Origin of the sequence: Providencia sp. PROV223 (assembly GCF_028479245.1) — a bacterium.
Classification (GTDB): Bacteria; Pseudomonadota; Gammaproteobacteria; order Enterobacterales; family Enterobacteriaceae; genus Providencia; species Providencia rettgeri.
On the sequence record NZ_JAMPNG010000012.1, the window covers coordinates 84193 to 106556 of the forward strand.

The window sequence follows — 22364 nt, forward strand, 5'->3', positions numbered from 1 at the left end:
AGTTTGGTGTATTTATTCATTGATTAGCTCCAAATACTCACAAATGCTTTTCCTGATAATTCCACCTGCCTCCAAATGACCGACCACGCAACTAACCTGACTTTTAGAATATTCAGAACTACATAAATAATATAATTCATCTATGGTTAATTTGTTGTATCTTAAATGGTTTGTTATTTCTTCTCTTAATTTATTCATCATCTAATCACCTCACCACACTTAATTTCAACATCCCGCACCTGCATTATCTGCATAGCAAGACTCTCGCATTCTTGCTGTGTGTATATTTGCTCAGATACAGGCACAGCAGAGCCCTGTATTAGCATGAGCAATACATATCCGATTATTTACATTAATTGTTACTCTGAGTTTTAGGTATAAAAAACCCTGCTAGTGCAGGGTCATGTCATATCTTCTATTTTTTCATATATTTTATATATTTTTTGTTTTATTAAAATCAAATCACCGTTGACAAACCTATTTAATATTTCCACTTTTTGAGTATCTTTTAAATTATAATTTTTCATTGAAGATATAATTGTTCTATCTATAATATTTTTTAATTCGATTATTGTGAAATTCACATCTTCAACTATAATCATCAAATCCATGCTAGTCATGAATCTGTTTTTCATTGATTCACGCATCATTTCATCTGTAGAGTTTGTAGCTATAGTTTTGCTATTTATAAACTCATTGTTTTTCCCGAAAGCATTTAGTGTTAAGTATTTATTTCTTTTGACTGTACATGAAATACTTGCATATTTTGATGCGAAATCACTGTTAGTGAATTTTTCAATATCCTCAATTGCAATTAACACTTCACTCAAGGAGGTTACTAGATTTCTTTTGATAAAACGGTCAATAACCATTTGTTTTTTTTCTGCTTCATTTTTTTCTAGAGAATACACTACAATTGTAGCAAATATACCAAGTGCCGACAGGAAACCGAACCCTGAAGATACTTTATTTGAGTAATCCATTTTTGAATAATAAATAAATGAAATGCCAAGAAAAAAAATAACTAAACACAATATAATTAAAAAAGCAGTTTTCATTGCACTGCAAAAAAAATCCTCTTTTTTGTAAGACATAGCTCCTCCTTATCCAAAGCAGAAATCATACTCACATCCATGTGACTAATCCACTGTCAAAACTGATCTCCTTCATTGCATCCATGCGAGTTAAACTGCCAATTGAAGTTGGTAATCAAAGCGATCCTTTTCTTCACAATAATCAAGTGAACTTGCGCTATTGTGAGATTCAATTCTTTCTACAAGAATCGACGCCCTTGTTTCTTTTGATGATGGTGAATAAGCGCCTTTCCATGCTTTATCTATCCCAATATTTCTTGCAACATTAGTACTGTCAGCAGAAGCTAACGGCAGTTGAGTGAAGATTTGCGGGTTAAGCATCCTAAGCCCATGCAACTTTGTTATTGGATACCCATTTTCATCAACAACATGACGTATTAAATCTTTCATTCTCGCGACAGCTGTTCGGGGGCGTTTAACGTCATATTCGCCACAACTGCCAATTGCGACGCGCGGATATTCATTACATAGACGAATAAATCGCTCGTCTGATTCATTCATATGCCAAACTGGAACGCCATAAAAATCACCGTGTGGCCACTCATCCAGAAGCGCTTCGTTTTCTTCCTCTCCGCCGTCAATAACATCGGGAATGATTGCGAAATCGAAGCGAGGGTGATTTTTCCATTTGCTCACAAAAGTATAGTAATCAGACCAATCAATTTTGTTTTTGCCAGCGGCTTTCCACACTGTAAACGCTCCATTATCTACAGCAAAAGACTGGCAAATTTCAGACGCTAAATTTAGTTGGGAAGGGTGAGCAAAACTGACAAATGCATGACGAGCTTTCCATGCTTTAATCGCGCACGTGTCAGGTGTAATAGGTCCACCATGATAGTGAATCATATGTACTCCTTTATTGTTTGCATCCTTGCAAATATATCCCTTTGTTACTGTAATAAGCATAGTTGGCATTGACCTTCTGCAATATCCAACTGGTCTTGCTCATACTCTTCTATTTTTTGGTTGATTGTTTTCCTGCGACACATTCCTTTTGTCGTTGAATCGGGTCGGAGTTCGTGGCGAATATAGTTATTTTCCATTGCTATGATTCGAGCAAAATCACTTGGATAAGTATCTCGCAGCATGACTAGCTCAGAGCCAGTCAAATGAGGGCAGCAAATGCATGAAGATTTACCGGGGTAATACAAGCCAACCTCTTCAACTGCGAGCGACTCCTTTTCACCAATATTCCAATCTACAAGAGGGAAAACTTGCGTCCATTTATGCTCTGCTTTCCATTTATCTGCACGCTGTGGCTCATCGGCATTAATGCCAATAACACGTAAAATACTCCCAGTGTGGGAATCAAGCGGCTCTCCTTTTCCCTTAATTCCCCATGCTTTATGGCATTCTGGATGATTATTGAAATACTTATCAGCTGTCTCAACTTTAAAGCGAAGTGAGCATGATTTACTGCCAAATGCGGCAGCTGGCAGAGTGTTGTTTTTCTCTGCGCTCTCAATAACACTAAGTGGATTTCCATCTTTGTCCCACTTACGTAGGACGACTACTTTTGACCATTTTTTCTCATTACACCAACTTCTTAGCCAGCCGATGAAATGGTAGGTGTGTTCGAACTCCGAGCCAGTATCACAAAATACAATTTCGTCAGGCTCGTAACCTCGCTTGTACATTTCAGCAATGAGCATTGCCGTATCATCGCCCATGCCACCCATGACTACGCGGAATGAGGTAGCGAACCATGCCTTTTCAAAGGATGGTCTATCATTGAATAACACCATGATTTATTACCTGATTGGTTTAGCTTTTTGTGGGGGTTTGAATGATTATTGAGTTGGTAGTATGTTTTTTACTTCACTGAAGATTTCCATAATTTCTTCAATGTCATAATCATTTAATGGAAGTCCATTATTTATTTTCCACTCAATACGTTTTATTCGTGTCAGAATGTTCATGGTTATATCCTTTGGTTAAATCACATAGGGAAGGGCTGAAGGGGGTTATTTTGTAGTTAGTGCTTGATAGATTGCTGAAACATATTTAGCTTGATGAATTGCATCAGCTACTGCTGTGTGTCTAACTCCATCGAATGGCATATCGCGCTTCGGATCCATTCCGATAACTTTACCCATTTCAACAACCGTTCTAACATCCCTATCATTCCACCACTGCCAAGGTGGAGTTAAACCTGCCAATTGGTATGAGTTACGCAGAATCACACAATCAAAAGATGCGCCATTCCCCCATACCTGAACGTAATTTGTATTTACTTTTTCACTGACGAATAGGTGGAACTCTCTAAGTGCGCTTTCTAGCGTTTTCGTTGCGTCTGATACCGATAATCGAGCATCATCACTTTGCTTCATCCACCACATGATTGTGCTTGCATCGGGTATCGCGCCATATTGCATTGATGATTCTAGGGAAATGTTAATTTCAGTACTTGCGCCTAAACCACCAGTTTTTGGGTCGAAAAATACAGCCCCAATTGAAATTACTGGCGAGTTAGGTGTATTACCCATTGTTTCTAGGTCTAACATTAAATTATTCATTGTATTACCTTGATTTAAAAAGGAATATCGTCATCAAAATCTAATGGTGGTTCGATATTTTGAGGTGCTGTTTGTTGCTGCTGTTGTGATTGTTGAGGTTGTTGTGTTGGCTGCTGGGCTCTCTGGCTTCCTGCCTGATTACCACTGCCACCGAAATCTAACTGGTTAACGATAATCACTGGCGCTGATTTCTTCTCTCCATTCTGGCTTGTCCATTCTTCCATGACGAACTCACCAGTGACCGTAACTTTTGTTCCTTTTGTTAAGTATTCAGGCAGCTTCTCAGCTTTAGTGCCAAACATTTTGCAGATAACCCACGATACTTTTTCGTGCTCTCCATAACCTTGTTTTACTGGCAAGCTAAAAGATGCAACCGCCTTTCCGTTTGGAGTCCATCGCTGTTCGCAGTCTTTACCCAAGTTTCCGCTTGCCGTTATTGTATTAATTGCCATTTACGCCGCCTCTTTAAGTTCGTTGATTCTAATCCCAGTTAACCGCTTGCACTCCGCTTGCTGTGCCTCACTTCCATTTAATTCATTCCATACTTTTTTGTACTCATTCATGACTACAAGTTCGCTAGTTGCTTCATGCAAAAAGCCTGTGTAATCACTTAATATTTGCTCTGGTGTTCTCGGTGCTACGTTATGCACCTCTGCGTCAGCATCAACCGCTGTTTCCTCTGTCGGTATGCAAAACGCTTGAAAGGCTGCGTATTTATATGCAATAGACATTGCTTTGTTTGTAGCCTTATCTCCGCTATCCATAGCTTCACCATAAGTCATGACTGTGTGTTTGCTGCCATCCGTGACAGATACAAAATCAAACTCAGCTTTGACGGTTACGTAAAATAATGGAGTTCCTTTTTGGCTAAGGCGTTCACATACCGACCGCTCAGTACAGCGAGTTAAGATAAGTAATCCGTGCTTAACTAATGCAGGAGCTAAGGCGTTATAAACCGCATCAATACCCCTAAACGCATAATTTACACCGCCGCCTTTGGGTTTTTCCTTGCTAATGCCTTTTTCTGCCAGCTCCTTGGCAACATTACTTATTGCTTTGTATACCTCACTCATAATTACCTCTGAAAATTAGTCACCCACAACCCTGCCACCTAATGGCAGCTCTGTGACGCCACGATAAGGGTCAAAGTTATCTCTGAATAAATGCCTTGCGTATCGCTCCAAGTCAGCCTGTCTTCGTTGCGCTTGAATGTGTTCAGGTAGAGGAGGGTAGGATTGGGACATTTCTAAGTTTTGACTTTTAACTAGTGCGGCATGAGCTAATTCTAGTGTTGAAATCCTTTCAACTGGTTGAATTTCATTGCCCGTTAAGTCACGTACTCTTCGCCTTTCGATATCTTCATCAATCATTGATAAAGCATATTTCAGGGCAGCATCCTTGCTTTTATGACTAGGAAATGCAGGTATTAAATATTTACCCATATTCACCTCTCATCCACCTACTAGGAGTTGACTGAGTCTGAATACCATGGCTTTCCATGCGATAGTATTCTTCTTCCTCCTCACGTTCCCTGCGTCGCTTCTCGGCATCCTGCCTTTGCTTGAGTTCATACTCTGAAATTCTCATGCTGCGTCCTTACGTGAATGCATACGTTCCACGAGTATTAACTTGATGTAAAATGCGATTTGTCTTTTCGCATTGCTGTTTAAATTTCCAATCAGCAAATAACAATTCGATTTGCTTCTCAGTCATTTCAGATTCGCGAAGTAGGGTGAATATCTGCTGTTTTGCGTGTTTCTGCTTTGCGTTCATGCTGTACTCCGTATGCTGTTTTTAATGTTTCGTTTGCTTCGCTCCATCCGTTCTCATCCTTGAGATAACGTGCAATTCCAGCTTGCTGTTGAGCTAAACAAAGTTTGTATTTATCAATATTCATGCTTACCTCTGGATGTGCGAAACCATCACTTATCGATTGATAGCGATTGTTATTGAAAGTGTTCTGGTGTTGGTGCGGTGGGTTACTGCTGACCGAGGGCTTTTGAGATTGCTGCTTTGGCTGTGTCTATTGCGTCCGATAAGTCACCTAGGCCGTCGATTGCTTCTTTGGCACTTTCAGTTAGCTCAATCAGAGCCTCTAATAACTCTGGCGCTGCTGCGATTAGGTCGGCGTCTTCTTTTTTAATGTCATCTAGCGATGCAAAAATAACGTTATAATTATCATCAACTAAAATGGAGCGTTCATTTATTCCATCCCTTAAATGCCAAGGCGCTGGACTATGCTTAAATTCCATATCACCCCCTAGCCTTTAACATTGCATCTGCCATTTGATATGCGTTTTTCGCTACCCATTCAAGCGTTTGGTCTGTTGCCGTATCAATCATTGCATTGTTGGCTAGAATTGCATTCATAGCCTCAGCAGCTAGGTAATCTCTAAAAGAGATATCAGCCAACATCAACTCTTTAGCTTCTGTTTTATCTGCCATACTCCCTCCGTTATTAACTAAGTTTCTGTTGGTATTTTAACGTGACAAAATTCAATTAAATCTCTTGCAAATGTAAGGTCATCGCTGTTATCTCCCCACACTGTCTTTCCTTTAAGGCCATTTAACCCATCAATTTTATTAAGCCTTCTAAGTTCCAAAAAAATGTTCACTAATGAATTTAGTAGAAATGGACTATTGGTAACTAAAATTGCACTTCTAAACACATCTTTATGATCAAGAAAACTACATACAGATTTCCCATTACCGTCTGCAACCTCAAAATCTTCTTGGCTTATTTCAATATGCCATTCATGTTTGACATGCTTGTTATTTCCCACAGTTAATTACTCCCAAAAGAATTATTAATAACACCTATTACCCATTCAGCATTTTCTATAACATATTCGACCTCTTTTGTTTTTGTTTCTGGATTATCATCAATCAGTGTCTTTAGCTTGCTTAGTAACTTAGATGTAATATCTAAAATGTCATATGAAGTCATAATCATGTGACAGCCATCCCTTCCAGCAATGGCTGTGTTTACAGAAATAATCTCTTTATCTATGTCGTTTTGAACTATATAGAAAAATTCAGTGTCGCCAAAATACTTATCTATTCTCCACTTGTAGCCCCACCTTGAAATCCCTTCACATATTTCAATATTTTTTTCTCTGTCTATGCGAAACATATCCCTATCTCCTATCTATTAATCAACTCACCACAGCCCACCTTGATGGACTGTAATTAGTTATTAGCATCGTTCTGCCCTAATAAAAGTTTTGTCAAAGCACTTGGCAGTCAAGTATCCCTCTGCAAATTCTGGCACAAAGCGATTACGACCTAGGTCAATCACCCACGTCTCTTGAAAGCGCGTACGCAACTTAACGATACGGACGTGATCCACATTCCATTGTTCGCACCACTCCTTTGCCATTTTCTTAAGGGGAAAACAGCGCAGCTTTCTGAGTAACTCTACTGTACATGGCACATGTGGGTTATCGATGTCTACTGCGGAATGGTCGAAAGCCCCTTCGTTTCTTCCTCTTCCGTCCGCAAAAAAATATTCAATTCCCATATCTATCTCCTATTTAACGTGCTGTAACACTTCCATCACTCATAATCGGCTTGCGTAGCCGTGGTTGCTTGCGTGTGTCTGGCGCTGATTTGAGCTTCTTCAACTCAACGATTATCTGCGCCATAACATCGAACGAATTAACCTTCCGTGATTCTTCTTTGCGCTGTTCCATTCGCTTCTCTTTCCTGCGCAATTTATAACGCTGTCTTGAGTTCATAATAAAATCCTCAGTTAGTTAACTTTGGTGATTGGTGGTAGGCGCTGATCTCCTACTTACGTGACGGGATTCGAACCCGCAACCCTAGCTTTATGGCCTCGCTCTACCTTTGAGCTACACGCTAACAATCGGTACACTCGGCCTAGGAACCCGATCACCCTCATGCTTAGCTAATCAGCCTTAGCATTCACCAATCCCAAAGCTAACTTCACTTTGGCCTCCCGTTTTCAAGGAGGAAGCTAAATTATTAAAGAGCATGAGGCGTATATTTCATGTTGCTTGCCTTCGATGGAATTAAATGTATACGATTCGTAGATGATTGTAAATACAAAATGTAGACTTTGTTTGCGTAACGGTGTCAACTATTTGTATTTTCAGGTAATTTATTTTCAAAAATTATTTATCTTGCGAGGAAAATCACACGATATAGCGAAACCTATGCTAAATTGTCGTAAAACTCAGGAGGATTTATGAATTTAGATGACGAGAAAGTTGTAAAAGTGGTAATGGAAGTGGGCGGGGCGGTGTTTAGGCTACTGGACAATACCAACACCATCACCAAAGAAATGATTATTGATGAACTTGAGCGATACCGTAAAGAGGTAACGAACACCTTACACAAAGGCGCTTTACGTGATGCTGCTCAAGTGGTTAGAAGTATGGGGAAGATTGGATAGGGCACAAAAAAGCCCTCGTTGGGAGGGCTGGGTGGGTTATTTGTCTGATTTTAATTTCTTAAGAAGTAAATAATACTGTTGTAAAACCACATCCTAAAACGTGTCGTCACGCAAAGAAGCAGCCTTGCGCATCATCTTCAACGAGCTTAATAGCGTCAGAGAAACTACCTAACATTTTTTCATCGTAGTTGTGCCAGTTGTTATCTTTATCCATCCAAAATAGAGACCAAGAGCTGTTAGATTTGTTATGTGTAATTTTAGCAATCGGCTCTTGAGCTTGGCCGTTACTCCAAGTAAGGCGTCTTACTTCAAATATGACAACGGAGTCATCTTCAATGTTGTAGCTTAAATCTAGCTCATCTCTAATGTGTTCAGCAGGCCTACGTTTCTCCATGAAAAATTCCATGCATCTCTTAATGTTCGCTACTTCAATATCGTTAAATGCCATACATCCCTCTAAAACGTATATTTACTCTACTCTGCATTGAAAATAGAAATCCAAGCAAAAGGTTCTTCTGCAAACTGTAATACTGCTCCAACTGCTAGCGCTATTATTAACATAACAATCAGCAGCTTATTTTTACTGATGAGTTCTAATAATCTTTTCATATCGAACCCTCACTAATTATCAAATGCAATCAGTAACAATAGAATGATATCCAGCACCGCTATAACAACTAGCAGTATCATTATGTTGGAGTTGGATATCAGCTCTAGCAGCTTCTTCATATTAAAACGTGTCATCAGGCCACTGAGACTTAACCACTTTGCCTATAATCTGGCAGTTACCATTAATTGGAATAAGGTCAAACCGTGGGTTTAACGGCTCCAGATAATCTTGCCCTGACTCTCTAATCAATCGCTTAAATGTGAACTCATCACCGTGTAATCTAGCTATGCAAAAATCACCAAATTCTACATCCTGGTCAGGGTCAACAAGTATCAGCATCCCTTCAGGGAAGCTCGGGCGACCGCCTTGAGGGGCTGTCATTGAGTGACCTTCAACCTCTAACCAGAATGCGCTATCACTTGCCTTCTTGGCTGTTGGTATCCATGCGATGGCATCTTTCTCTGTATATGAATGGCTGTTTTCGGTAAATGATCCAGCCTGTACTTTAGAGAGTAATGGGTATTCATAGGTTGGTTCAACTCTACTAATCGACTCTTCATCAATGCTAATAGTGCCATCTTGATTTATAGTCGGGTTATTGACTCCAACATATGCAAGTATCCCAGCTATTTCACTAAATGCTGGTTCTCTCTTTCCTGTCATCCAATGCCCAACGGCACCTTTCGATACTGAAAAATGCTCAGCCAGATGATCGTATGTAATGCCCTTATCTTTCATGAGGGACTTGGCTAGTTCATACCATTTCATTTTCATAACCCAATAATACGATATGTATACATAAATGTAGACAGACAATATGTATACTTTTATATTGAAATTACGGATACTTTATGTATACTCTCGTAATGAACAATAAGGAGGTTCAGATGAATTACATAAGCCGATATAGAAAAAAGCTTGGGCTTACACAGACAGATTTAGCTAAAGAGCTAGGCTGCACAAAAGGAAACATTAGCCATTATGAAAATGGCAGACGTAAAGCTGACCTTGAAGTATGCAGACAGCTAGTTAGCTTTTTTAACAATAACGGGATTAACGTCACTATCGATGACATTTTTCCGCCTAAAGCAGCATAGATTTACTCGCTCTTTAACATCTTATCCGCTCTCCTTGCAAACGGGAGAAAACTTAACTCACAGGATCGTGAGCAACGGACTAACTACGTCAAAAGGAATTTAACAAATGGACTACGCAAAAACTATAAACATCACATGTAAGCCTGAAATTCTCGAAAGTTACTTTTTTAAGAGAATGCTAGACGAAGGTAATAACTCATTCGCTAGTGAAATGGGAATACATCCAACAGCATCAAGCCGAGAAAAGAATCGGATATTCAAACTAGCTTGTAAGGCAATAGCTCATTACGGGCTACCTGCGGAGGCTGTATCAATGCCTGAGAAGTCTAGAAGCGTAGTGATTGAAGGTGACTATGCAGAGCGATTAATTCAGGTTCTAGAAGGGAAAGGGAAAGTAATAAGAAAAGCCTCAAATCTGGCACAAGATGAGGCTCAAATTGAACTGTCAATTTAAACGTGCGTAATTAACTAATTGTACAACTATAGAGTGAGGTAATTATACATGAAACGAAAATTTAATTACAGCGCTGTTCATAAAAACGTCATGCGTGATCGGGCTAATCGCTCGGTCACAGAGCAGGGAGCTAAGGCGCTCAGGTCAGCATTGGAAGATGCAAAATTACGGCTTGAGCATCGTCAGGAAGTCACTGGAGGGAAACGGCATGAGTAACGTTGCATACGCTGATTTTAGCAACAAGAACCACACTGGGAGTTCTCGCATGGATAACTCTAAGCTTGGTCATGTCGCGATATTCAGGAGCCTGCTTAATGCAAGTTGGGCAGAAGATACAGTGAAGCTTGCACTATGGGTAAGATTACTAGGGCAAGCAAGGCATAAGCCAACAACGGTTGAATTTGGTGGTGTATCTTGGGATCTTCGGACTGGTCAGTTGGTAACAAAAGCAAAAGTTTTAGCTCGAAAACTGAAAGATGCAAAGGGAAAGGAAAAGACTGAAAAACAAATCAGAGACATGCTGGATTTTTTTGAGCAGGAAGGGATGATAACCCGCACTGGAACACGACACGGAACAATAATTACAATCACAAATTACCTTGAATATCAGGTGAATTACGAGGGGACAAAGCAAGTTACTAACGAGGTGACAAACAAACTCAGTGATACCAACGCTAGCGGAGTAACTGAGGTTACTAACCTAGTAACAAAAGAAGTGAAACAGAATAAGAATGTACTTGAACAAGAATTAAATACTCCCCTAACCCCTCAAGAGGGGGACTGTGAAAAGTTAATTTCAACTAATCGAAAAAATAACATTCCCTACATCGAAATTATGAATGCGTTCAACGAAGCAGCAGGTGACAGATTGCCAAACGCTGAATCACTGAATGACAAACGAAAACGAGCTATCTCAAAATTCCTGAAAGAACTCAAAGAGCCAACGGTCGAAGCGGCTAAAAACTATTTTGAATATTTCATGAATTCAGCCAAGGAGTTTTATTTTGGCGAAAACGATTCTGGTTGGAGAGCGAATTTCGATTACCTGTTAAGACCAGCAACAGTATTAAAAACTAGGGAAGGTTCATTATGAGTTACCAAGTACCACACAGCATGGAGACCGAACAGAGTGTTATCGGATCCCTACTGATTGACCCAAACAGCGACAATGCTCAGCGTGTATTTTCCGTGCTGAAGCCAGATGATTTCTACGGCACACACCACAAGATTATCTTTGAGCAAATGAGGTCAATGGCTAGCAAGCATCAACCGATTGATATTTTAACCGTGTCTGACGGCTTGAAAGCAATTGGCAGCGAAGGAACTACTGGCGGATTGGGTTATCTAGCTGAAATTGCAAAGAACACACCAAGCGCTGCAAATGTGATCCACTACTCGAAGAAAATCAAAGAGTATGCCAGTGAACGTTACGCAATTGAGAAAATCAACGAAGCCACACGATTACTGATTGAGCCCAGCACTCTAAGCTTTGGTGAAAAAATGGAGTTCGTGCAGAAGCTGGTAACTGACGCAAGCGAAAACGGTGTAACTGGTCGAAAGTCAGGTTTGAAAAACATGGCTGAGCTATTGCCTGAATGGTTCGAAGGTGTAGAAAACATGTTTAACAATCCCGAGCAGTTTGTAGGGCTCAAGACAGGCATTAAGCCACTTGATGACATGCTGGCACCTAAATTTGTTGTGCGTGGATCCCTATTCGTTATCGGAGCTCGTCCGAAAATGGGTAAGACAACCGTTCTAACTGAAATGGCGAAAAACGTTTCTGATGATGGACTGCCAGTGGCTCTGTTCAGCATGGAAATGTCCAATCAGCAATTGGTTGAGCGGATGGTAAGCCAGAAGTCAGGATTAAACTCTGACATGTTCTACGGCGGTACTGAGGATGATTTCGAGTGGGCGCTACTTGGCAAGGCTATCAGTGACCTGAGCGAAAAACCTAACATTTGGGTCGATGATACGGCAGGGATGACACTTGAGCACATTCAGTCAGAGTGCCGGAAGTTGAAGCGCAAGGTTGGGAAAATTGGGTTTATCGGTGTGGATTATTTAACGCTTATGAAAGCTGGGAAAGCAGATCGCAACGATATTGCCTACGGCGAAATTACCAAAGGACTCAAGCAGCTAGCAAAAGAGCTTGATACTACCGTGGTGTTACTCACACAGCTAAACCGGAAACTTGAAGACAGACCAAATAAACGACCTATGCCAAGTGATAGCCGTGACACTGGTCAAATCGAGCAGGATTGCGATTACTGGATGGGAATATACAAAGACTCAGTTTACAACGACAAAGCCGACAAGACGCTTACAGAGCTTATTGTAAGGCTTAACCGCCACGGGAAAGCAGGAACAGCATTTGTAGACCAGAAAGGTCTTTGCTTATTCGACACCGACCAAACTCACGCAATGGCTCGCGCTGACATGGCAACCGCCAACCGTAACACACCAAATCATAAGGACTTCTAGATGAGCAAACAAAAGGAAATACCATTCGGAACTATTGTCGTAATTCACCAAATCGACGAGGACGATGGCGATGTTTATTTGAAGGGTTGCCATGGTGATTTTGACGCTAGAGATATTCAAGATTTCCAAGATGAAATATCAATGGTTTTGACTGGTGAGGATTACTTTCAGGGTGAAGGCGTTTATACGTTAAAACCAATGGTTGATTATTACGATTACCATCGGGAACTAACATTTGAATTAGTTTCATTTGAACCACTGACAGGCGAGGTTAGCAATGAAAACCAAGCAAACTAAGATGAAGTTAACGCTATTCAGACTTGGGGATGATTTCAAACTAAAGAAATTTAAAGTAACTCACCACAATGGCGACACCATCCTTGAGCAAGATTTAACAGTTAAATCTGATGATTGCGGGAGAGTTGAAGTCGACATGAGTATTGATGATTTCCCAAGCATGGATAATGAAATCGAAGCAATGCTGAAATATGCAGACTGGCTAGAACGAATGGGAATAGCAATACGCAGAGAAGCTAAGCGGGCAATTAAGCGAGGCGTTGAGTGATGAAAGGAACAACGTTAACAGAGGGGGCATCTAATGCAGGGAACTAATTGGGTTAAGTGCTCAGATAAATTACCAGAAGTAGGACAGAGGGTTCTTATTGCTACTGATTACCCATCTGTTTATGAGGCAGCAAGATATTTTGGCAATAAGTTTAATAGATTCGGTCAAGAAGTAACAGCAACCCACTGGATGCCCTTGCCACTCCCACCAATGCCAGAGGGTGAATAATGAACATCACCAAATTACCCTTCGATAAAAAATTCCAAGCCAACGGAGAGCTATCTAAACGCATGCTGGAGTTGATTCACGAATACGACGGTGAAATAAGCTTGGCAGAAGCTGTTGGAGTTCTTGAGATTGTTAAGTTAAAACTAATTGATGAACAGGAGAGCTAACAGTGAGTGATGAAACATACAAATGGATAGTAGCCACGTTATCAATGATGGGTTACGTGTGGATTGTTACACAAGCGTTTTGCTGGTTCGTAAGTTTGGTATTCAGCAAATTATTTAAACGCAAATCAAAGGAGCGAAAGCAAGCGGCAATTGATGAATTGTACGATGCGTTTAAACTGGGCGAAATTAAAGATAACCAGACTATTAAGGTTGCAACCAAAGGCGGCTTAGTCGTTATGATTTATCGTCAATAGGAGGTTAACTTGGAAGCAGATTTCCTCTTCCACGAATCAACCAAAACCGCAGCATGGCAACACCTCAAAGAAGTTCTAGCAACAAACCAACCACACCGAATCATTATCAAGCCTTGGAAGAACAAGCGTTCACTATCTCAGAATTCCACTTTTCATTTGTGGTGTGGAGAGATAAGCAAATATCTATGCAAGAACAAGTCTAATTTCACGCCTGAGACCGTCAAGGAGATGTTGAAGCACACATTCCTAGGCTATGAGGTCGCTGAAATGATAGATGCCACCACGCAAGATATAGAGCGCGTCAGGACGCTACGAAAAACATCAAAGTTAGATACAGGTGAAATGTTCCACTTCATGGAGCAGGTTGAATGCTGGGCGGCGGGTATAGGTTGTCTCGTGACAATCCCAAACAATTCGGAATACATGAAACTCAAGGAGCAGCAAGAGAGATGAATGAAGAACGCAACGGAATTTACCTTAAAATCGGTGGTGAGCAATATCGGCATATTTGGGCTGTTGGCGACATTCACGGATGCTTTGATTTACTAAGTGATAAGTTACAACACATTGAATTTGATAAAGGAAAAGATTTATTAGTTTCAGTTGGTGACTTAATCGATAGGGGTGATCAAAACGTCGAATGCCTAGACCTGATTAATGAGAAGTGGTTTAGGGCTGTGCGTGGTAATCATGAGCAAATGGCTATCGATGCTTTGTTTAATGGAGGCAACGTTAATAACTGGATATACAACGGCGGCAATTGGTTTTTCATGCAGGACTACGATAACGAAGTTTTATCTCGAGCCTGTTTAGCCAAAGCGGAGAAGCTACCACTCATTATCGAAGTAAATACTGATGGCAAAAAGACGGTTATTGCACATGCTGATTATCCATCCGATGAATATGAGTTCGGCAAACCAGTAGATGAACAGTATGTAATTTGGAGTCGTGAGCGCATTAGTAACAATAACGTGCGTGAGATTAAAGGTGCTGACCTATTTCTATTTGGCCACACGCCAATGCCTAAAGGTGCTGTTAAACGAGCTAACCAAGAGTATATCGACACTGGCGCGGTGTTTGGCTATGGACTGACATTAAGGAAGATAAAATGATTAGAACCCGACACGTATTTATATTCTTTTCGATTGTTACTTTAGCGATGGGGTTTATGTATGGCTAACTTACGCAAAGAAGCAAAAGGCAGAGAGTGCCAAGTCAGAATACCTTCAGTCTGCAACGGAAATTCTGAAACAGTGGTTGGCGCTCATTATCGAATGGCTGGATTATGCGGCACAGGATGCAAGCCTAGCGATTTATTTATAGCCTGGGCATGTAGTGCTTGTCATGACGAAATCGACCGCAGAACGCGAATCACGGACGCTGAATATGCAAAGCAATGTCACCTAGAGGGAGTTATGCGAACTCAGGCCATATTGCAAAGTGAGGGGAAGATTAAGGCATGAATGAATATCACCTTAAATTACCGTGGCCGCCTTCAGTAAATACGTATTGGCGACACTGCAAAGGACGTCACTATATATCAAAAAAAGGCGAAACCTACCGAGAGCAAGTCATAGATTACATAGAACAGCAAAACCTAGATATCAAAACCACTTCCCGCATCAAAATAATCATCACTGCAAATCCCCCTGATAAACGCAAAAGAGACCTCGATAACTTGCCTAAAGCTGTTTTCGATTCGCTTACTCACGCCAATTTTTGGGATGACGACGAGCAGATAGATGATTTTCGCATTAAGCGTGGCGAGAGAGTTAAAGGCGGTTCTTTGGATATCACTATATGGGAGATAGGTGATGCAGACTGAAATAACAACCATTCCAGCGTTGCTTGTCAAGACGCACGGGAATATGAGTGAAGTAGCAAGACGACTTAATTGCAATAGGGCAACAGTCAAGAAATATTCTGGTGATGTATTTGGCTTTGACCACGCGATTATAAATGGTCGACTGATGACTAAGTATAAACATGCGAAGGGGGATAAATGAGACTTGAAGATTTACCTAAGTATTTTTCACCTAAGAGCCCAATGTTTAGTGACTCTCCTGCCGCTACAGCTTCAGATAACCTAACAATCACCGATGTAATGGCCTCGCTTGGTTTGGCGACCTCGAAAGCGAGAATGGGGATTGAATTGTTTTTGGCTAAACACGGTATCAATAAGCCAGATGAAGCGGTGGAAAGTCTCTATCAATATGCACTAACTCAGGCGCATAAATACAGCGCTATCCAAAAGCTTGATGAAGATGATAGGACATCAGTTCTGCAAATACTCGCAAATTATGCATTTCAGGACTATGCAAGAAGCGCAGCCAGTAAAAAGGCTTGCCCTGATTGTGACGGCGGGTTTATTGAGGCTGAGGTGTTCGACACTAAATACTCCACTAGAGCAAAGGTGTTTGTGTCTTCAGGAGGATTAACGCCACTTCGGATCACTAACACTGCTAGAGAGGTTAGAGGCACTACTAGAATAATCTGCAAGACATGCAATGGCAAAGGCGAGGTTAGTCATTCGTGCAGATGCAATGGGCGTGGCGAGGTGTTGGATAAAAAGGAAACCGAGAAACAAGGTATTCCAGTTTATAAAACATGCTGCAAGTGCTCAGGGCGTGGATATTCAAGACTTAAATTTAATGAGGTATTCATTAAGCTACAAACGGTCATAGATATCCCGAAAACCACATGCTATGACAACTTCAAGCCAATATTTGAGTTCTTAGTGGAAGACTGCTTCAAAGAAGAGGCTCACGCTGAAAAAATGCTACATATGGTAACAAAAAGAGAACCTATTTCTATAAATTAGAATATAAATAGAAAGCAACTATTGACTTTTCGGATTTATGGACTATCATGATTCTAATGATGGGAATTTTGCATTTCATTATCCCAAAGCAAGAAAATAGAGCCTCACTTCGGTGGGGCTTCTCTATAATGGTAAGGTTCGTCTTGGTGAGTAACATCACCCTTGCTTAGCATGGAGGCCGAATCTTAACCATTGTGGAGAATGCCAAGGCTGATTGGCTACGATGAAAAAGCAGTGTAACGAGTCATTCCCGTATTTGCGGACTGCATGACACGCAGGAGTTCAGCGCCTGCATCCACAATTAATTCCAACCTGTAAGTAATCCTTACAAGTTCACATTCAAGAGGTCGCCTAGTGCGGCCTTTTTTCGTATACGCCGCCACAGAATTCTAATCACACACACTTAATTGACGCATAGAGATTGTGCGCGGCTATTTATTAACTAAATTCCTCCAACGTAGGGGGTGAGTATGAATCATATGAAAGAAACCCCTGAATTTTGGGAGCAGCTATCCAACTCCCTATCTTACATTTTTACCCAATACAAAGAGCAGGGTGTAGCAGCTGGGCTCGCTGGAACTGTAGCAGTACTTAGGAGTATGTACAGTGGCGGCGGCTGGAAAAAGACATTACTTGATGGTGTGTTATGCGCGTTCTTAGGTTGGTTTGCAAAGGACTTGCTAGCGCTCATGGGTATGAATCCTGATTTAGCTTATATCGCTAGTGTCATGATTGGCTACTGGGGTGTTGAGAAAGTCAGCAATATGATTAAAGGTAAAGCAGGTGTAAGAAATGACTAGAAAAATAGCACGAGGCGAACGCAACAATAACCCCGGCAATATTGACTACAACCCCTCTAACAAATGGCAGGGGCAATTACCTCACGACCCAAGCATTGAATCTCGCTTCTGTCGGTTTCAATCTGCTGAGTATGGTATTCGAGCTATCTATAAATTACTGCAGACTTACCAACGTAAATATGGACTGAATTCTGTAGCGGCAATTATTAACAAATACGCGCCGCCAGTTGAGAATAATACAACTGGCTATATCCGAAGGGCTGCTGATGATATCGGCGTAGCTGTTCTGGATAAAATAGATACCAGCGATAAAAAGACAGGCATTGCATTAGCAAAAGCCATTGTCAGCGTTGAGTTAGGTTATCAGCCATATGATGAGGCTACGTTCGAAAAAGCGTGGAGTTTGTTGTGAGTTGGGCTGAAAAAGCGCTAATTGTTATCTTGGCTTCAATGGTAGGTGTTATTTACTTTTTAAGTGACTCGATAAACAGTAAAAACGAGAAAATTAAACAGCTTAATAATGACCTAATGACACAAGCAGCTATCACCGCAGACTATGAAAAGCGCATCAACTCACTTCACGAACTCGACACCAAACACACAACGGAACTCACAAATGCAAAAGCTGAAATTGACCAGTTGCGCATTGATGTTATCAATGGCACTAAGCGCCTGCGGATCAAAGCCGAATGTCCAAAGCCCGAAAATAGTTCCACCTCCAGCGTGGATGCTAGCGGATCCCCCTCCTTGGCGAGAGACGCTGAACAAGATTATTTCGATCTCCTTAAACAGCTTGAAACACTCGAAAAGCAATATCTTGGTTTAAGGGATTATTACTATGCGGAGTGCAAACGATAATGGTTAGATTATTTGCAATTGTTATTGATGCGGCAGTTGCTGCATCTTTTTATTTTGGTCTCACCATGGGCATGGATGGACTCATTAACATAGGCTACTTCGCTGGGTGGTTATTCGCGATTATTAATATTCTTGGTGGATTCTTGGGTAAAGAAAAGCTTGCTAAAGACTATAAACACCAGTCAATTGTATGGCGCGGATATGATGTTTTAACTGATGCTCTATATGTTGCTTTTGCTGCTTATTCTGGCTGGTTTGTATTGGCTTCGCTATTTGCAATCGGTGCGATATCGAAAGCTGGCATGAAAAGCTCAATAGAAAAAGATTTACTGAAAGCTCAACAAGAAAGCAATACGGGAAATTGAACAACAAAGAAATGCCCCAGATATCGGGGCGAAGCGAGAATAGTAGTTCATGAATGTAACGCAACTATACGTTAATCGTGAATGACCACAACCTTAAAAAGGTAGTAATCTCAAACGGATATTACAAATATGAGCCTCCAATTAGGGGGCTTTTTAATGGCAAAAAAATAGCCCCTGGTGTTGAGGCTTAAAAGTGTAGGAGTATATATGAAGTTAATAACTTAGCGATGTAATAACCATACCCCTCTTAATGTTACGTTACGAAAGTAAAGTTAAAAGAAAGTTACATTTATTCAAGTTTTGTAATCAGTAGTACGCATTTCACCCTGTGCCACGCTCGGCACATACACACCAAAGAACCTTTCAGGATAAGCCTTGAGGATAACCAGTAGTGGTTTGGTTAATCCTCTTTGGGCTGGTTACTCCTGAGCGCAAGGTTTATCTCTAAAAGGAACTAACTATGTCTTTAGTGGAAATTAAAAAATTTGATTTATTGACTAGCTCCTCTGCAATCGCCGATGGAGTTAAAAAGAAACACAAAACAGTAATTCAACTTGTTCGCCATTATGTCGATGACTTAAATGAATTCGGAAGGGTGGCATTTGAAATGCGATCCTTTGATACAGACGGTGGACGACAAAAGCAGCAAGTAGCACTACTTAATGAACAGCAGGCAACATTGTTAATTACATACATGCGTAACAATGATGTAGTCAGGGCATTCAAGAAAAGACTTGTTTCTGAATTCTTCAAGATGCGTTCTGCTTTAGCTGCCAAAAAGTTAGATAGAAATACGTCAAGATTGGAATATAAGCCAATGACCGATGCGGTCAAAAAGGCGAGAGAGGAACAAGGCAAGACTATTTCACCTCACCATTTTAGTAATGAAGCAGACTTAATTAATCGCATTGTGCTTGGTATGACGTCTGCTAAGTTTCGTGTACATAACGAAATAGGAAAGAAAGAGCCTATCCGTGATTACTTAACACCAGAACAAATACATTGCGTAACTGAATTACAAAGAGCCAACACAGTGTTTATCTCAATGGGATGGAACTTTGAACAACGAAAGGAGGAATTAACTAAGTTGTTTAATAAAAATCATAAGCAACCATTGCTCGATGAGATGCATAGATTGGCGGCGTAAAAATGCGCTTTGCTTGTAAATCAATAAATTACCGATGCACTAAAAGTTGCATCGCCTGAATAGGTCGCTCAGCGGCCTTTTTTATTGGCAACAAAAAAGCCGCCAAGGAATGGACGGCGGCAAAGTGTGAAGTAGTACTATGAAAGATGCCATGTAGGAGGTAGCAATACATAGAATGCACATGGCTTTGTAAGAGTACAAATCAAATGCGTAACAATCAAGTAACCATTTGTTTCTAAATGGTAATATTCTCTAACAGCGAGTAAATCATGACTGAACTAGAATCACATCAAAAAATCCGCTTAGGCTTACTTAAGCTAACAGGCAATAACACCGCAGCAACAGCAAAGGCAATTAAGCTCATCAACGACGACCAACTTGAATATGAGTTATTTGTCCAGCTGTGGAATAGCAACAACGGCAACTTTGATAACGGCAGCGTCGATACATTAACTAAAGTTGATTCCGTCTATCAACGAGTGCAGGAAACAAAGAAAACGTTATTCAACGATGAAGTAGCAGAATAACTGATTTATAAAATTCTACAAACGTCATTCACTGAGTGGCGTTAATAGAGCTTTATATAAGTTTATGACGGCAAAGGTATCACTGGTTGCCGATGGTATATAAACATAACCAGTTAATTGTTCTGATTGAGGTTAATTAATGGCGACTAAAACAAAAATGGGTCGCCCTTCTGATTATTTACCAGAGGTGGCGGACGATATATGTGCTCTTATCGCCGATGGTGAAAGTTTGCGCTCGGTATGTAAACGAAAAGGCATGCCAAATACTACAAAAGTCATGCGCTGGTTACGGGAAAATCCAGACTTTCGTGAACAGTACGCGAAAGCAATGGAGTCTAGGGCTGACGCTGTTTTTGAGGAGCTATTTGATATTGCTGATGATGTTGCCGAGGAGTCGGCGGCAGTAGCCAAGGCTAAGTTAAGAATTGATACGAGAAAGTGGGCTTTGGCAAGAATGAGCCCTAAAAAGTATGGCGATAAAATTAGTCAAGATATTGATGTTAAGTCGTCTGATGGGTCAATGACGCCACAGCCAACAAAAATAGTTCTGGTTGCCGGAGGTAACAATGACGGTAGCGAGGATTGAAATACCGCCTAAATTAATTCCAGCATTCGAAGGTAACTATCGCTATCGCTGCTCACATGGTGGGCGCGGTTCAGCAAAGACGAGAACATTCGCATTAATGACGGCTATTCGTGGCTATATGGCTGCGATGAATGGTCAATCAGGCGTAATACTCTGTGCTCGTGAATACATGAACTCACTAGAAGAATCATCAATGGAAGAGGTTAAGCAGGCGATTAGGTCTGTACCTTGGCTAAATGATTTCTATGAACTCGGTGAGAAATACATTCGTACTAAGTGCCGTTCGGTTAGCTATGTATTCGCAGGGTTACGGCATAACTTAGATAGCATCAAATCTAAGGCAAGAATATTAATCGCATGGGTAGATGAGGCTGAGTCAGTATCAGAAATAGCATGGACAAAACTTGCTCCTACGGTTCGTGAGGCTGGCTCTGAAATATGGGTAACGTGGAACCCTGAGCGAGACGGTAGCGCGACAGATAAGCGATTTAGAAAGAATCCACCTGATAACGCCATCGTGGTTGAGATGAACTACGATGATAACCCGTGGTTTCCATCAGTGTTGGAAGATGAGCGGTTAAATGACCAAGCCAGATTAGATTCCGCTACTTATGCGTGGATATGGGAAGGCGCTTATCTTGAAAACTCCGATAAGCAAGTATTAGCAAATAAATACGTCGTTCAGTCATTCCCTGATGACCTATGGCAGCAAGCAGATAGACTGCTATTTGGTGCTGACTTTGGTTTCGCTAAAGACCCTAACACGCTTATTCGTATGTTTATCTTGGATGATTGCCTGTACATCGAGCGCGAGGCTTACGGTGTTGGTGTTGAACTTGACCACATGCCAGCTTTTTACGATGAAATACCTGAAGCTCGTAAGTGGCCTATTAAAGCCGACTCCGCGCGACCCGAAACTATCAGCTATTTAAAGCGGCAGGGATTCAATATCTCAGCCGCTAAAAAGTGGCAGGGTAGTGTTGAGGATGGCATTACTCATTTACGTGGCTTCAAACAAATCATTATCCATCCTCGCTGTAAAGAAACAGCAAAAGAAGCCCGTCTCTACTCATACAAAACAGACCGGATCACTGGTGAAGTATTGCCTGTGATTTTGGATGCTAACAACCACTGTTGGGATGCCGTTAGATATGGGCTTGATGGGTATATCACACAAAAATCTAACGCAGGTCTACTGGTTCCAAAAAGATTACTTAGGAGGTAATGATGGAGGCATTGTTGATTGTTTTGGTGCTGATAATTATTGAAAAAATCGATGATATGAAGTGCCGCCACAAATCATCTCTTGGATATCACCCTAACCGCAAGTTAACAGGAAAAATCAAGCCTCCACCAAAGAATCCATAGAGGGATAAA

45 protein-coding genes and 1 tRNA gene are annotated in these 22364 nt (G+C 41.0%); 26 read left to right on the plus strand and 20 right to left on the minus strand.

Annotated features, from left to right (window positions below):
• Positions 1–12: 12 nt before the first annotated feature.
• The 17 genes from PR767_RS14260 to PR767_RS14340 all read right to left on the minus strand — a co-directional run bounded on the left by PR767_RS14260 (position 13) and on the right by PR767_RS14340 (position 7471).
• Positions 13–201 carry a hypothetical protein gene (locus PR767_RS14260; RefSeq protein ID WP_272520484.1) on the minus strand — a complete coding sequence of 63 codons (189 nt, stop codon included), beginning with the start codon at positions 199–201 and terminating at the stop codon, positions 13–15.
• A gap of 200 nt (positions 202–401) precedes the next feature.
• Complete coding sequence (locus PR767_RS14265) at positions 402–1094, minus strand: hypothetical protein (RefSeq protein WP_272520485.1); 693 nt, start codon at positions 1092–1094, stop codon at positions 402–404.
• A 90-nt stretch (positions 1095–1184) separates the two neighbouring features.
• A complete protein-coding gene (locus PR767_RS14270; protein WP_272520486.1) occupies positions 1185–1940 on the minus strand; it encodes a hypothetical protein in 756 nt (251 codons plus the stop codon).
• Positions 1941–1984: 44 nt separating this feature from the next.
• Positions 1985–2839, minus strand: coding sequence for a hypothetical protein (locus tag PR767_RS14275; protein ID WP_272520487.1), 855 nt, complete (start codon positions 2837–2839; stop codon positions 1985–1987).
• A gap of 45 nt (positions 2840–2884) precedes the next feature.
• Positions 2885–3013 carry a hypothetical protein gene (locus tag PR767_RS14280; RefSeq protein WP_272520488.1) on the minus strand — a complete coding sequence of 43 codons (129 nt, stop codon included), beginning with the start codon at positions 3011–3013 and terminating at the stop codon, positions 2885–2887.
• A 45-nt stretch (positions 3014–3058) separates the two neighbouring features.
• Positions 3059–3610, minus strand: a complete 552-nt coding sequence (locus PR767_RS14285; protein ID WP_210843802.1) for a 3'-5' exonuclease — start codon at positions 3608–3610, stop codon at positions 3059–3061.
• Positions 3611–3624: 14 nt separating this feature from the next.
• The gene (locus PR767_RS14290; protein WP_222960529.1) at positions 3625–4062 is read right to left on the minus strand and encodes a single-stranded DNA-binding protein; all 438 of its coding nucleotides are present in this window, start codon (positions 4060–4062) and stop codon (positions 3625–3627) included.
• Positions 4063–4683 (minus strand): ERF family protein, encoded by a 621-nt coding sequence (locus PR767_RS14295; protein WP_272520489.1) that lies wholly within the window; start codon positions 4681–4683, stop codon positions 4063–4065.
• Positions 4684–4698: 15 nt separating this feature from the next.
• Entirely contained in the window at positions 4699–5052 is a 354-nt protein-coding gene (locus tag PR767_RS14300; protein WP_272520490.1) for a hypothetical protein, read from the minus strand.
• A gap of 272 nt (positions 5053–5324) precedes the next feature.
• The gene (locus tag PR767_RS14305; RefSeq protein WP_131679861.1) at positions 5325–5507 is read right to left on the minus strand and encodes a hypothetical protein; all 183 of its coding nucleotides are present in this window, start codon (positions 5505–5507) and stop codon (positions 5325–5327) included.
• 82 nt (positions 5508–5589) lie between these two features.
• A complete protein-coding gene (locus tag PR767_RS14310; RefSeq protein WP_210835245.1) occupies positions 5590–5862 on the minus strand; it encodes a hypothetical protein in 273 nt (90 codons plus the stop codon).
• 1 nt (position 5863) lies between these two features.
• Positions 5864–6055 (minus strand): hypothetical protein, encoded by a 192-nt coding sequence (locus PR767_RS14315; RefSeq protein WP_272520491.1) that lies wholly within the window; start codon positions 6053–6055, stop codon positions 5864–5866.
• Positions 6056–6072: 17 nt separating this feature from the next.
• Positions 6073–6393 carry a hypothetical protein gene (locus tag PR767_RS14320; RefSeq protein WP_272520492.1) on the minus strand — a complete coding sequence of 107 codons (321 nt, stop codon included), beginning with the start codon at positions 6391–6393 and terminating at the stop codon, positions 6073–6075.
• A 2-nt stretch (positions 6394–6395) separates the two neighbouring features.
• Positions 6396–6743, minus strand: a complete 348-nt coding sequence (locus PR767_RS14325) for a hypothetical protein (RefSeq protein ID WP_272520493.1) — start codon at positions 6741–6743, stop codon at positions 6396–6398.
• A 63-nt stretch (positions 6744–6806) separates the two neighbouring features.
• A complete protein-coding gene (locus tag PR767_RS14330) occupies positions 6807–7130 on the minus strand; it encodes a hypothetical protein (RefSeq protein WP_272520494.1) in 324 nt (107 codons plus the stop codon).
• A gap of 13 nt (positions 7131–7143) precedes the next feature.
• Positions 7144–7347: a hypothetical protein gene (locus PR767_RS14335; RefSeq protein WP_136134175.1), complete on the minus strand. Its 204-nt coding sequence runs from the start codon at positions 7345–7347 to the stop codon at positions 7144–7146.
• Positions 7348–7403: 56 nt separating this feature from the next.
• Positions 7404–7471 (minus strand) — tRNA-Tyr (locus PR767_RS14340).
• 346 nt (positions 7472–7817) lie between these two features.
• On the opposite strand from PR767_RS14340, the gene PR767_RS14345 reads away from it, so the two are divergent.
• On the plus strand, positions 7818–8024 hold the full coding sequence (locus PR767_RS14345; protein ID WP_211889549.1) for a hypothetical protein: 207 nt from the start codon (positions 7818–7820) through the stop codon (positions 8022–8024).
• A gap of 106 nt (positions 8025–8130) precedes the next feature.
• Here PR767_RS14345 and PR767_RS14350 read toward each other — a convergent pair whose 3' ends face one another.
• The 3 genes from PR767_RS14350 to PR767_RS14360 all read right to left on the minus strand — a co-directional run bounded on the left by PR767_RS14350 (position 8131) and on the right by PR767_RS14360 (position 9402).
• Complete coding sequence (locus PR767_RS14350) at positions 8131–8472, minus strand: DUF3024 domain-containing protein (protein WP_442959053.1); 342 nt, start codon at positions 8470–8472, stop codon at positions 8131–8133.
• 26 nt (positions 8473–8498) lie between these two features.
• Positions 8499–8633 (minus strand): hypothetical protein, encoded by a 135-nt coding sequence (locus PR767_RS14355; protein WP_255254513.1) that lies wholly within the window; start codon positions 8631–8633, stop codon positions 8499–8501.
• A gap of 121 nt (positions 8634–8754) precedes the next feature.
• Complete coding sequence (locus tag PR767_RS14360; protein WP_272520496.1) at positions 8755–9402, minus strand: LexA family protein; 648 nt, start codon at positions 9400–9402, stop codon at positions 8755–8757.
• Positions 9403–9500: 98 nt separating this feature from the next.
• On the opposite strand from PR767_RS14360, the gene PR767_RS14365 reads away from it, so the two are divergent.
• From PR767_RS14365 to PR767_RS14485, 25 genes are all read left to right on the plus strand, one after another.
• On the plus strand, positions 9501–9731 hold the full coding sequence (locus PR767_RS14365) for a helix-turn-helix transcriptional regulator (RefSeq protein ID WP_316927703.1): 231 nt from the start codon (positions 9501–9503) through the stop codon (positions 9729–9731).
• A 106-nt stretch (positions 9732–9837) separates the two neighbouring features.
• Positions 9838–10185 carry a hypothetical protein gene (locus tag PR767_RS14370; RefSeq protein WP_272520497.1) on the plus strand — a complete coding sequence of 116 codons (348 nt, stop codon included), beginning with the start codon at positions 9838–9840 and terminating at the stop codon, positions 10183–10185.
• 48 nt (positions 10186–10233) lie between these two features.
• A complete protein-coding gene (locus PR767_RS14375) occupies positions 10234–10401 on the plus strand; it encodes a hypothetical protein (protein ID WP_272520498.1) in 168 nt (55 codons plus the stop codon).
• Positions 10394–11278, plus strand: coding sequence for a replication protein (locus tag PR767_RS14380; protein WP_272520499.1), 885 nt, complete (start codon positions 10394–10396; stop codon positions 11276–11278). Before PR767_RS14375 ends, PR767_RS14380 begins: the two co-directional genes overlap by 8 nt.
• Positions 11275–12669 carry a replicative DNA helicase gene (locus tag PR767_RS14385; RefSeq protein WP_272520500.1) on the plus strand — a complete coding sequence of 465 codons (1395 nt, stop codon included), beginning with the start codon at positions 11275–11277 and terminating at the stop codon, positions 12667–12669. The genes PR767_RS14380 and PR767_RS14385 overlap by 4 nt, the downstream gene beginning before the upstream one ends.
• Positions 12670–12966 (plus strand): hypothetical protein, encoded by a 297-nt coding sequence (locus tag PR767_RS14390; protein WP_272520501.1) that lies wholly within the window; start codon positions 12670–12672, stop codon positions 12964–12966. It begins immediately after the preceding gene.
• A gap of 1 nt (position 12967) precedes the next feature.
• Complete coding sequence (locus PR767_RS14395) at positions 12968–13234, plus strand: hypothetical protein (protein ID WP_272520502.1); 267 nt, start codon at positions 12968–12970, stop codon at positions 13232–13234.
• A 33-nt stretch (positions 13235–13267) separates the two neighbouring features.
• Entirely contained in the window at positions 13268–13462 is a 195-nt protein-coding gene (locus PR767_RS14400) for a DUF551 domain-containing protein (protein ID WP_272520503.1), read from the plus strand.
• On the plus strand, positions 13462–13629 hold the full coding sequence (locus PR767_RS14405) for a hypothetical protein (RefSeq protein WP_272520504.1): 168 nt from the start codon (positions 13462–13464) through the stop codon (positions 13627–13629). Before PR767_RS14400 ends, PR767_RS14405 begins: the two co-directional genes overlap by 1 nt.
• 2 nt (positions 13630–13631) lie before the next feature.
• Positions 13632–13883, plus strand: coding sequence for a DUF4752 family protein (locus PR767_RS14410; protein WP_272520505.1), 252 nt, complete (start codon positions 13632–13634; stop codon positions 13881–13883).
• Positions 13884–13892: 9 nt separating this feature from the next.
• Positions 13893–14336, plus strand: coding sequence for a YbcN family protein (locus PR767_RS14415; RefSeq protein WP_154636502.1), 444 nt, complete (start codon positions 13893–13895; stop codon positions 14334–14336).
• Complete coding sequence (locus tag PR767_RS14420; protein WP_131681042.1) at positions 14333–14995, plus strand: metallophosphoesterase; 663 nt, start codon at positions 14333–14335, stop codon at positions 14993–14995. The genes PR767_RS14415 and PR767_RS14420 overlap by 4 nt, the downstream gene beginning before the upstream one ends.
• A 60-nt stretch (positions 14996–15055) precedes the next feature.
• The gene (locus PR767_RS14425) at positions 15056–15346 is read left to right on the plus strand and encodes a DUF1364 domain-containing protein (RefSeq protein ID WP_140171636.1); all 291 of its coding nucleotides are present in this window, start codon (positions 15056–15058) and stop codon (positions 15344–15346) included.
• Entirely contained in the window at positions 15343–15708 is a 366-nt protein-coding gene (locus PR767_RS14430) for a RusA family crossover junction endodeoxyribonuclease (protein WP_272520506.1), read from the plus strand. The genes PR767_RS14425 and PR767_RS14430 overlap by 4 nt, the downstream gene beginning before the upstream one ends.
• Positions 15709–15751: 43 nt before the next feature.
• Positions 15752–15889, plus strand: a complete 138-nt coding sequence (locus PR767_RS14435; RefSeq protein ID WP_336297929.1) for a hypothetical protein — start codon at positions 15752–15754, stop codon at positions 15887–15889.
• The gene (locus PR767_RS14440; RefSeq protein WP_272520507.1) at positions 15886–16704 is read left to right on the plus strand and encodes an antitermination protein; all 819 of its coding nucleotides are present in this window, start codon (positions 15886–15888) and stop codon (positions 16702–16704) included. Before PR767_RS14435 ends, PR767_RS14440 begins: the two co-directional genes overlap by 4 nt.
• A gap of 470 nt (positions 16705–17174) precedes the next feature.
• Complete coding sequence (locus tag PR767_RS14445) at positions 17175–17504, plus strand: phage holin, lambda family (RefSeq protein ID WP_110732165.1); 330 nt, start codon at positions 17175–17177, stop codon at positions 17502–17504.
• Positions 17497–17916, plus strand: a complete 420-nt coding sequence (locus tag PR767_RS14450) for a structural protein (RefSeq protein WP_110732164.1) — start codon at positions 17497–17499, stop codon at positions 17914–17916. Before PR767_RS14445 ends, PR767_RS14450 begins: the two co-directional genes overlap by 8 nt.
• Positions 17913–18362 (plus strand): lysis protein, encoded by a 450-nt coding sequence (locus tag PR767_RS14455; protein ID WP_272520508.1) that lies wholly within the window; start codon positions 17913–17915, stop codon positions 18360–18362. The genes PR767_RS14450 and PR767_RS14455 overlap by 4 nt, the downstream gene beginning before the upstream one ends.
• Positions 18362–18727, plus strand: a complete 366-nt coding sequence (locus PR767_RS14460) for a hypothetical protein (protein WP_209102090.1) — start codon at positions 18362–18364, stop codon at positions 18725–18727. Before PR767_RS14455 ends, PR767_RS14460 begins: the two co-directional genes overlap by 1 nt.
• Positions 18728–19187: 460 nt before the next feature.
• The gene (locus PR767_RS14465; RefSeq protein WP_004918425.1) at positions 19188–19874 is read left to right on the plus strand and encodes a Rha family transcriptional regulator; all 687 of its coding nucleotides are present in this window, start codon (positions 19188–19190) and stop codon (positions 19872–19874) included.
• Between the two features lie 269 nt (positions 19875–20143).
• Entirely contained in the window at positions 20144–20401 is a 258-nt protein-coding gene (locus tag PR767_RS14470; RefSeq protein WP_105881130.1) for a DUF2560 family protein, read from the plus strand.
• A gap of 139 nt (positions 20402–20540) precedes the next feature.
• Complete coding sequence (locus PR767_RS14475; RefSeq protein ID WP_196718618.1) at positions 20541–20987, plus strand: ubiquitin carboxyl-hydrolase; 447 nt, start codon at positions 20541–20543, stop codon at positions 20985–20987.
• Entirely contained in the window at positions 20968–22212 is a 1245-nt protein-coding gene (locus PR767_RS14480; protein ID WP_272520509.1) for a PBSX family phage terminase large subunit, read from the plus strand. Before PR767_RS14475 ends, PR767_RS14480 begins: the two co-directional genes overlap by 20 nt.
• Complete coding sequence (locus tag PR767_RS14485) at positions 22212–22355, plus strand: hypothetical protein (protein WP_184957470.1); 144 nt, start codon at positions 22212–22214, stop codon at positions 22353–22355. Before PR767_RS14480 ends, PR767_RS14485 begins: the two co-directional genes overlap by 1 nt.
• Positions 22356–22364 lie beyond the last annotated feature (9 nt).

What these genes read in the sequence shown, in the direction of transcription:
- PR767_RS14260 (WP_272520484.1), bottom strand. Translation starts at nt 201, where the DNA reads ATGATGAATAAATTAAGAGAAGAAATAACAAACCATTTAAGATACAAC.
- PR767_RS14265 (WP_272520485.1), bottom strand. Translation starts at nt 1,094, where the DNA reads ATGTCTTACAAAAAAGAGGATTTTTTTTGCAGTGCAATGAAAACTGCT.
- PR767_RS14270 (WP_272520486.1), bottom strand. Translation starts at nt 1,940, where the DNA reads ATGATTCACTATCATGGTGGACCTATTACACCTGACACGTGCGCGATT.
- PR767_RS14275 (WP_272520487.1), bottom strand. Translation starts at nt 2,839, where the DNA reads ATGGTGTTATTCAATGATAGACCATCCTTTGAAAAGGCATGGTTCGCT.
- PR767_RS14280 (WP_272520488.1), bottom strand. Translation starts at nt 3,013, where the DNA reads ATGAACATTCTGACACGAATAAAACGTATTGAGTGGAAAATAAATAAT.
- PR767_RS14285 (WP_210843802.1), bottom strand. Translation starts at nt 3,610, where the DNA reads ATGAATAATTTAATGTTAGACCTAGAAACAATGGGTAATACACCTAAC.
- PR767_RS14290 (WP_222960529.1), bottom strand. Translation starts at nt 4,062, where the DNA reads ATGGCAATTAATACAATAACGGCAAGCGGAAACTTGGGTAAAGACTGC.
- PR767_RS14295 (WP_272520489.1), bottom strand. Translation starts at nt 4,683, where the DNA reads ATGAGTGAGGTATACAAAGCAATAAGTAATGTTGCCAAGGAGCTGGCA.
- PR767_RS14300 (WP_272520490.1), bottom strand. Translation starts at nt 5,052, where the DNA reads ATGGGTAAATATTTAATACCTGCATTTCCTAGTCATAAAAGCAAGGAT.
- PR767_RS14305 (WP_131679861.1), bottom strand. Translation starts at nt 5,507, where the DNA reads ATGAATATTGATAAATACAAACTTTGTTTAGCTCAACAGCAAGCTGGA.
- PR767_RS14310 (WP_210835245.1), bottom strand. Translation starts at nt 5,862, where the DNA reads ATGGAATTTAAGCATAGTCCAGCGCCTTGGCATTTAAGGGATGGAATA.
- PR767_RS14315 (WP_272520491.1), bottom strand. Translation starts at nt 6,055, where the DNA reads ATGGCAGATAAAACAGAAGCTAAAGAGTTGATGTTGGCTGATATCTCT.
- PR767_RS14325 (WP_272520493.1), bottom strand. Translation starts at nt 6,743, where the DNA reads ATGTTTCGCATAGACAGAGAAAAAAATATTGAAATATGTGAAGGGATT.
- PR767_RS14330 (WP_272520494.1), bottom strand. Translation starts at nt 7,130, where the DNA reads ATGGGAATTGAATATTTTTTTGCGGACGGAAGAGGAAGAAACGAAGGG.
- PR767_RS14335 (WP_136134175.1), bottom strand. Translation starts at nt 7,347, where the DNA reads ATGAACTCAAGACAGCGTTATAAATTGCGCAGGAAAGAGAAGCGAATG.
- PR767_RS14345 (WP_211889549.1), top strand. Translation starts at nt 7,818, where the DNA reads ATGAATTTAGATGACGAGAAAGTTGTAAAAGTGGTAATGGAAGTGGGC.
- PR767_RS14350 (WP_442959053.1), bottom strand. Translation starts at nt 8,472, where the DNA reads ATGGCATTTAACGATATTGAAGTAGCGAACATTAAGAGATGCATGGAA.
- PR767_RS14355 (WP_255254513.1), bottom strand. Translation starts at nt 8,633, where the DNA reads ATGAAAAGATTATTAGAACTCATCAGTAAAAATAAGCTGCTGATTGTT.
- PR767_RS14360 (WP_272520496.1), bottom strand. Translation starts at nt 9,402, where the DNA reads ATGAAATGGTATGAACTAGCCAAGTCCCTCATGAAAGATAAGGGCATT.
- PR767_RS14365 (WP_316927703.1), top strand. Translation starts at nt 9,501, where the DNA reads ATGAACAATAAGGAGGTTCAGATGAATTACATAAGCCGATATAGAAAA.
- PR767_RS14370 (WP_272520497.1), top strand. Translation starts at nt 9,838, where the DNA reads ATGGACTACGCAAAAACTATAAACATCACATGTAAGCCTGAAATTCTC.
- PR767_RS14375 (WP_272520498.1), top strand. Translation starts at nt 10,234, where the DNA reads ATGAAACGAAAATTTAATTACAGCGCTGTTCATAAAAACGTCATGCGT.
- PR767_RS14380 (WP_272520499.1), top strand. Translation starts at nt 10,394, where the DNA reads ATGAGTAACGTTGCATACGCTGATTTTAGCAACAAGAACCACACTGGG.
- PR767_RS14385 (WP_272520500.1), top strand. Translation starts at nt 11,275, where the DNA reads ATGAGTTACCAAGTACCACACAGCATGGAGACCGAACAGAGTGTTATC.
- PR767_RS14390 (WP_272520501.1), top strand. Translation starts at nt 12,670, where the DNA reads ATGAGCAAACAAAAGGAAATACCATTCGGAACTATTGTCGTAATTCAC.
- PR767_RS14395 (WP_272520502.1), top strand. Translation starts at nt 12,968, where the DNA reads ATGAAGTTAACGCTATTCAGACTTGGGGATGATTTCAAACTAAAGAAA.
- PR767_RS14400 (WP_272520503.1), top strand. Translation starts at nt 13,268, where the DNA reads ATGCAGGGAACTAATTGGGTTAAGTGCTCAGATAAATTACCAGAAGTA.
- PR767_RS14405 (WP_272520504.1), top strand. Translation starts at nt 13,462, where the DNA reads ATGAACATCACCAAATTACCCTTCGATAAAAAATTCCAAGCCAACGGA.
- PR767_RS14420 (WP_131681042.1), top strand. Translation starts at nt 14,333, where the DNA reads ATGAATGAAGAACGCAACGGAATTTACCTTAAAATCGGTGGTGAGCAA.
- PR767_RS14425 (WP_140171636.1), top strand. Translation starts at nt 15,056, where the DNA reads ATGGCTAACTTACGCAAAGAAGCAAAAGGCAGAGAGTGCCAAGTCAGA.
- PR767_RS14430 (WP_272520506.1), top strand. Translation starts at nt 15,343, where the DNA reads ATGAATGAATATCACCTTAAATTACCGTGGCCGCCTTCAGTAAATACG.
- PR767_RS14435 (WP_336297929.1), top strand. Translation starts at nt 15,752, where the DNA reads ATGAGTGAAGTAGCAAGACGACTTAATTGCAATAGGGCAACAGTCAAG.
- PR767_RS14440 (WP_272520507.1), top strand. Translation starts at nt 15,886, where the DNA reads ATGAGACTTGAAGATTTACCTAAGTATTTTTCACCTAAGAGCCCAATG.
- PR767_RS14445 (WP_110732165.1), top strand. Translation starts at nt 17,175, where the DNA reads ATGAATCATATGAAAGAAACCCCTGAATTTTGGGAGCAGCTATCCAAC.
- PR767_RS14450 (WP_110732164.1), top strand. Translation starts at nt 17,497, where the DNA reads ATGACTAGAAAAATAGCACGAGGCGAACGCAACAATAACCCCGGCAAT.
- PR767_RS14460 (WP_209102090.1), top strand. Translation starts at nt 18,362, where the DNA reads ATGGTTAGATTATTTGCAATTGTTATTGATGCGGCAGTTGCTGCATCT.
- PR767_RS14465 (WP_004918425.1), top strand. Translation starts at nt 19,188, where the DNA reads ATGTCTTTAGTGGAAATTAAAAAATTTGATTTATTGACTAGCTCCTCT.
- PR767_RS14470 (WP_105881130.1), top strand. Translation starts at nt 20,144, where the DNA reads ATGACTGAACTAGAATCACATCAAAAAATCCGCTTAGGCTTACTTAAG.
- PR767_RS14475 (WP_196718618.1), top strand. Translation starts at nt 20,541, where the DNA reads ATGGCGACTAAAACAAAAATGGGTCGCCCTTCTGATTATTTACCAGAG.
- PR767_RS14480 (WP_272520509.1), top strand. Translation starts at nt 20,968, where the DNA reads ATGACGGTAGCGAGGATTGAAATACCGCCTAAATTAATTCCAGCATTC.
- PR767_RS14485 (WP_184957470.1), top strand. Translation starts at nt 22,212, where the DNA reads ATGATGGAGGCATTGTTGATTGTTTTGGTGCTGATAATTATTGAAAAA.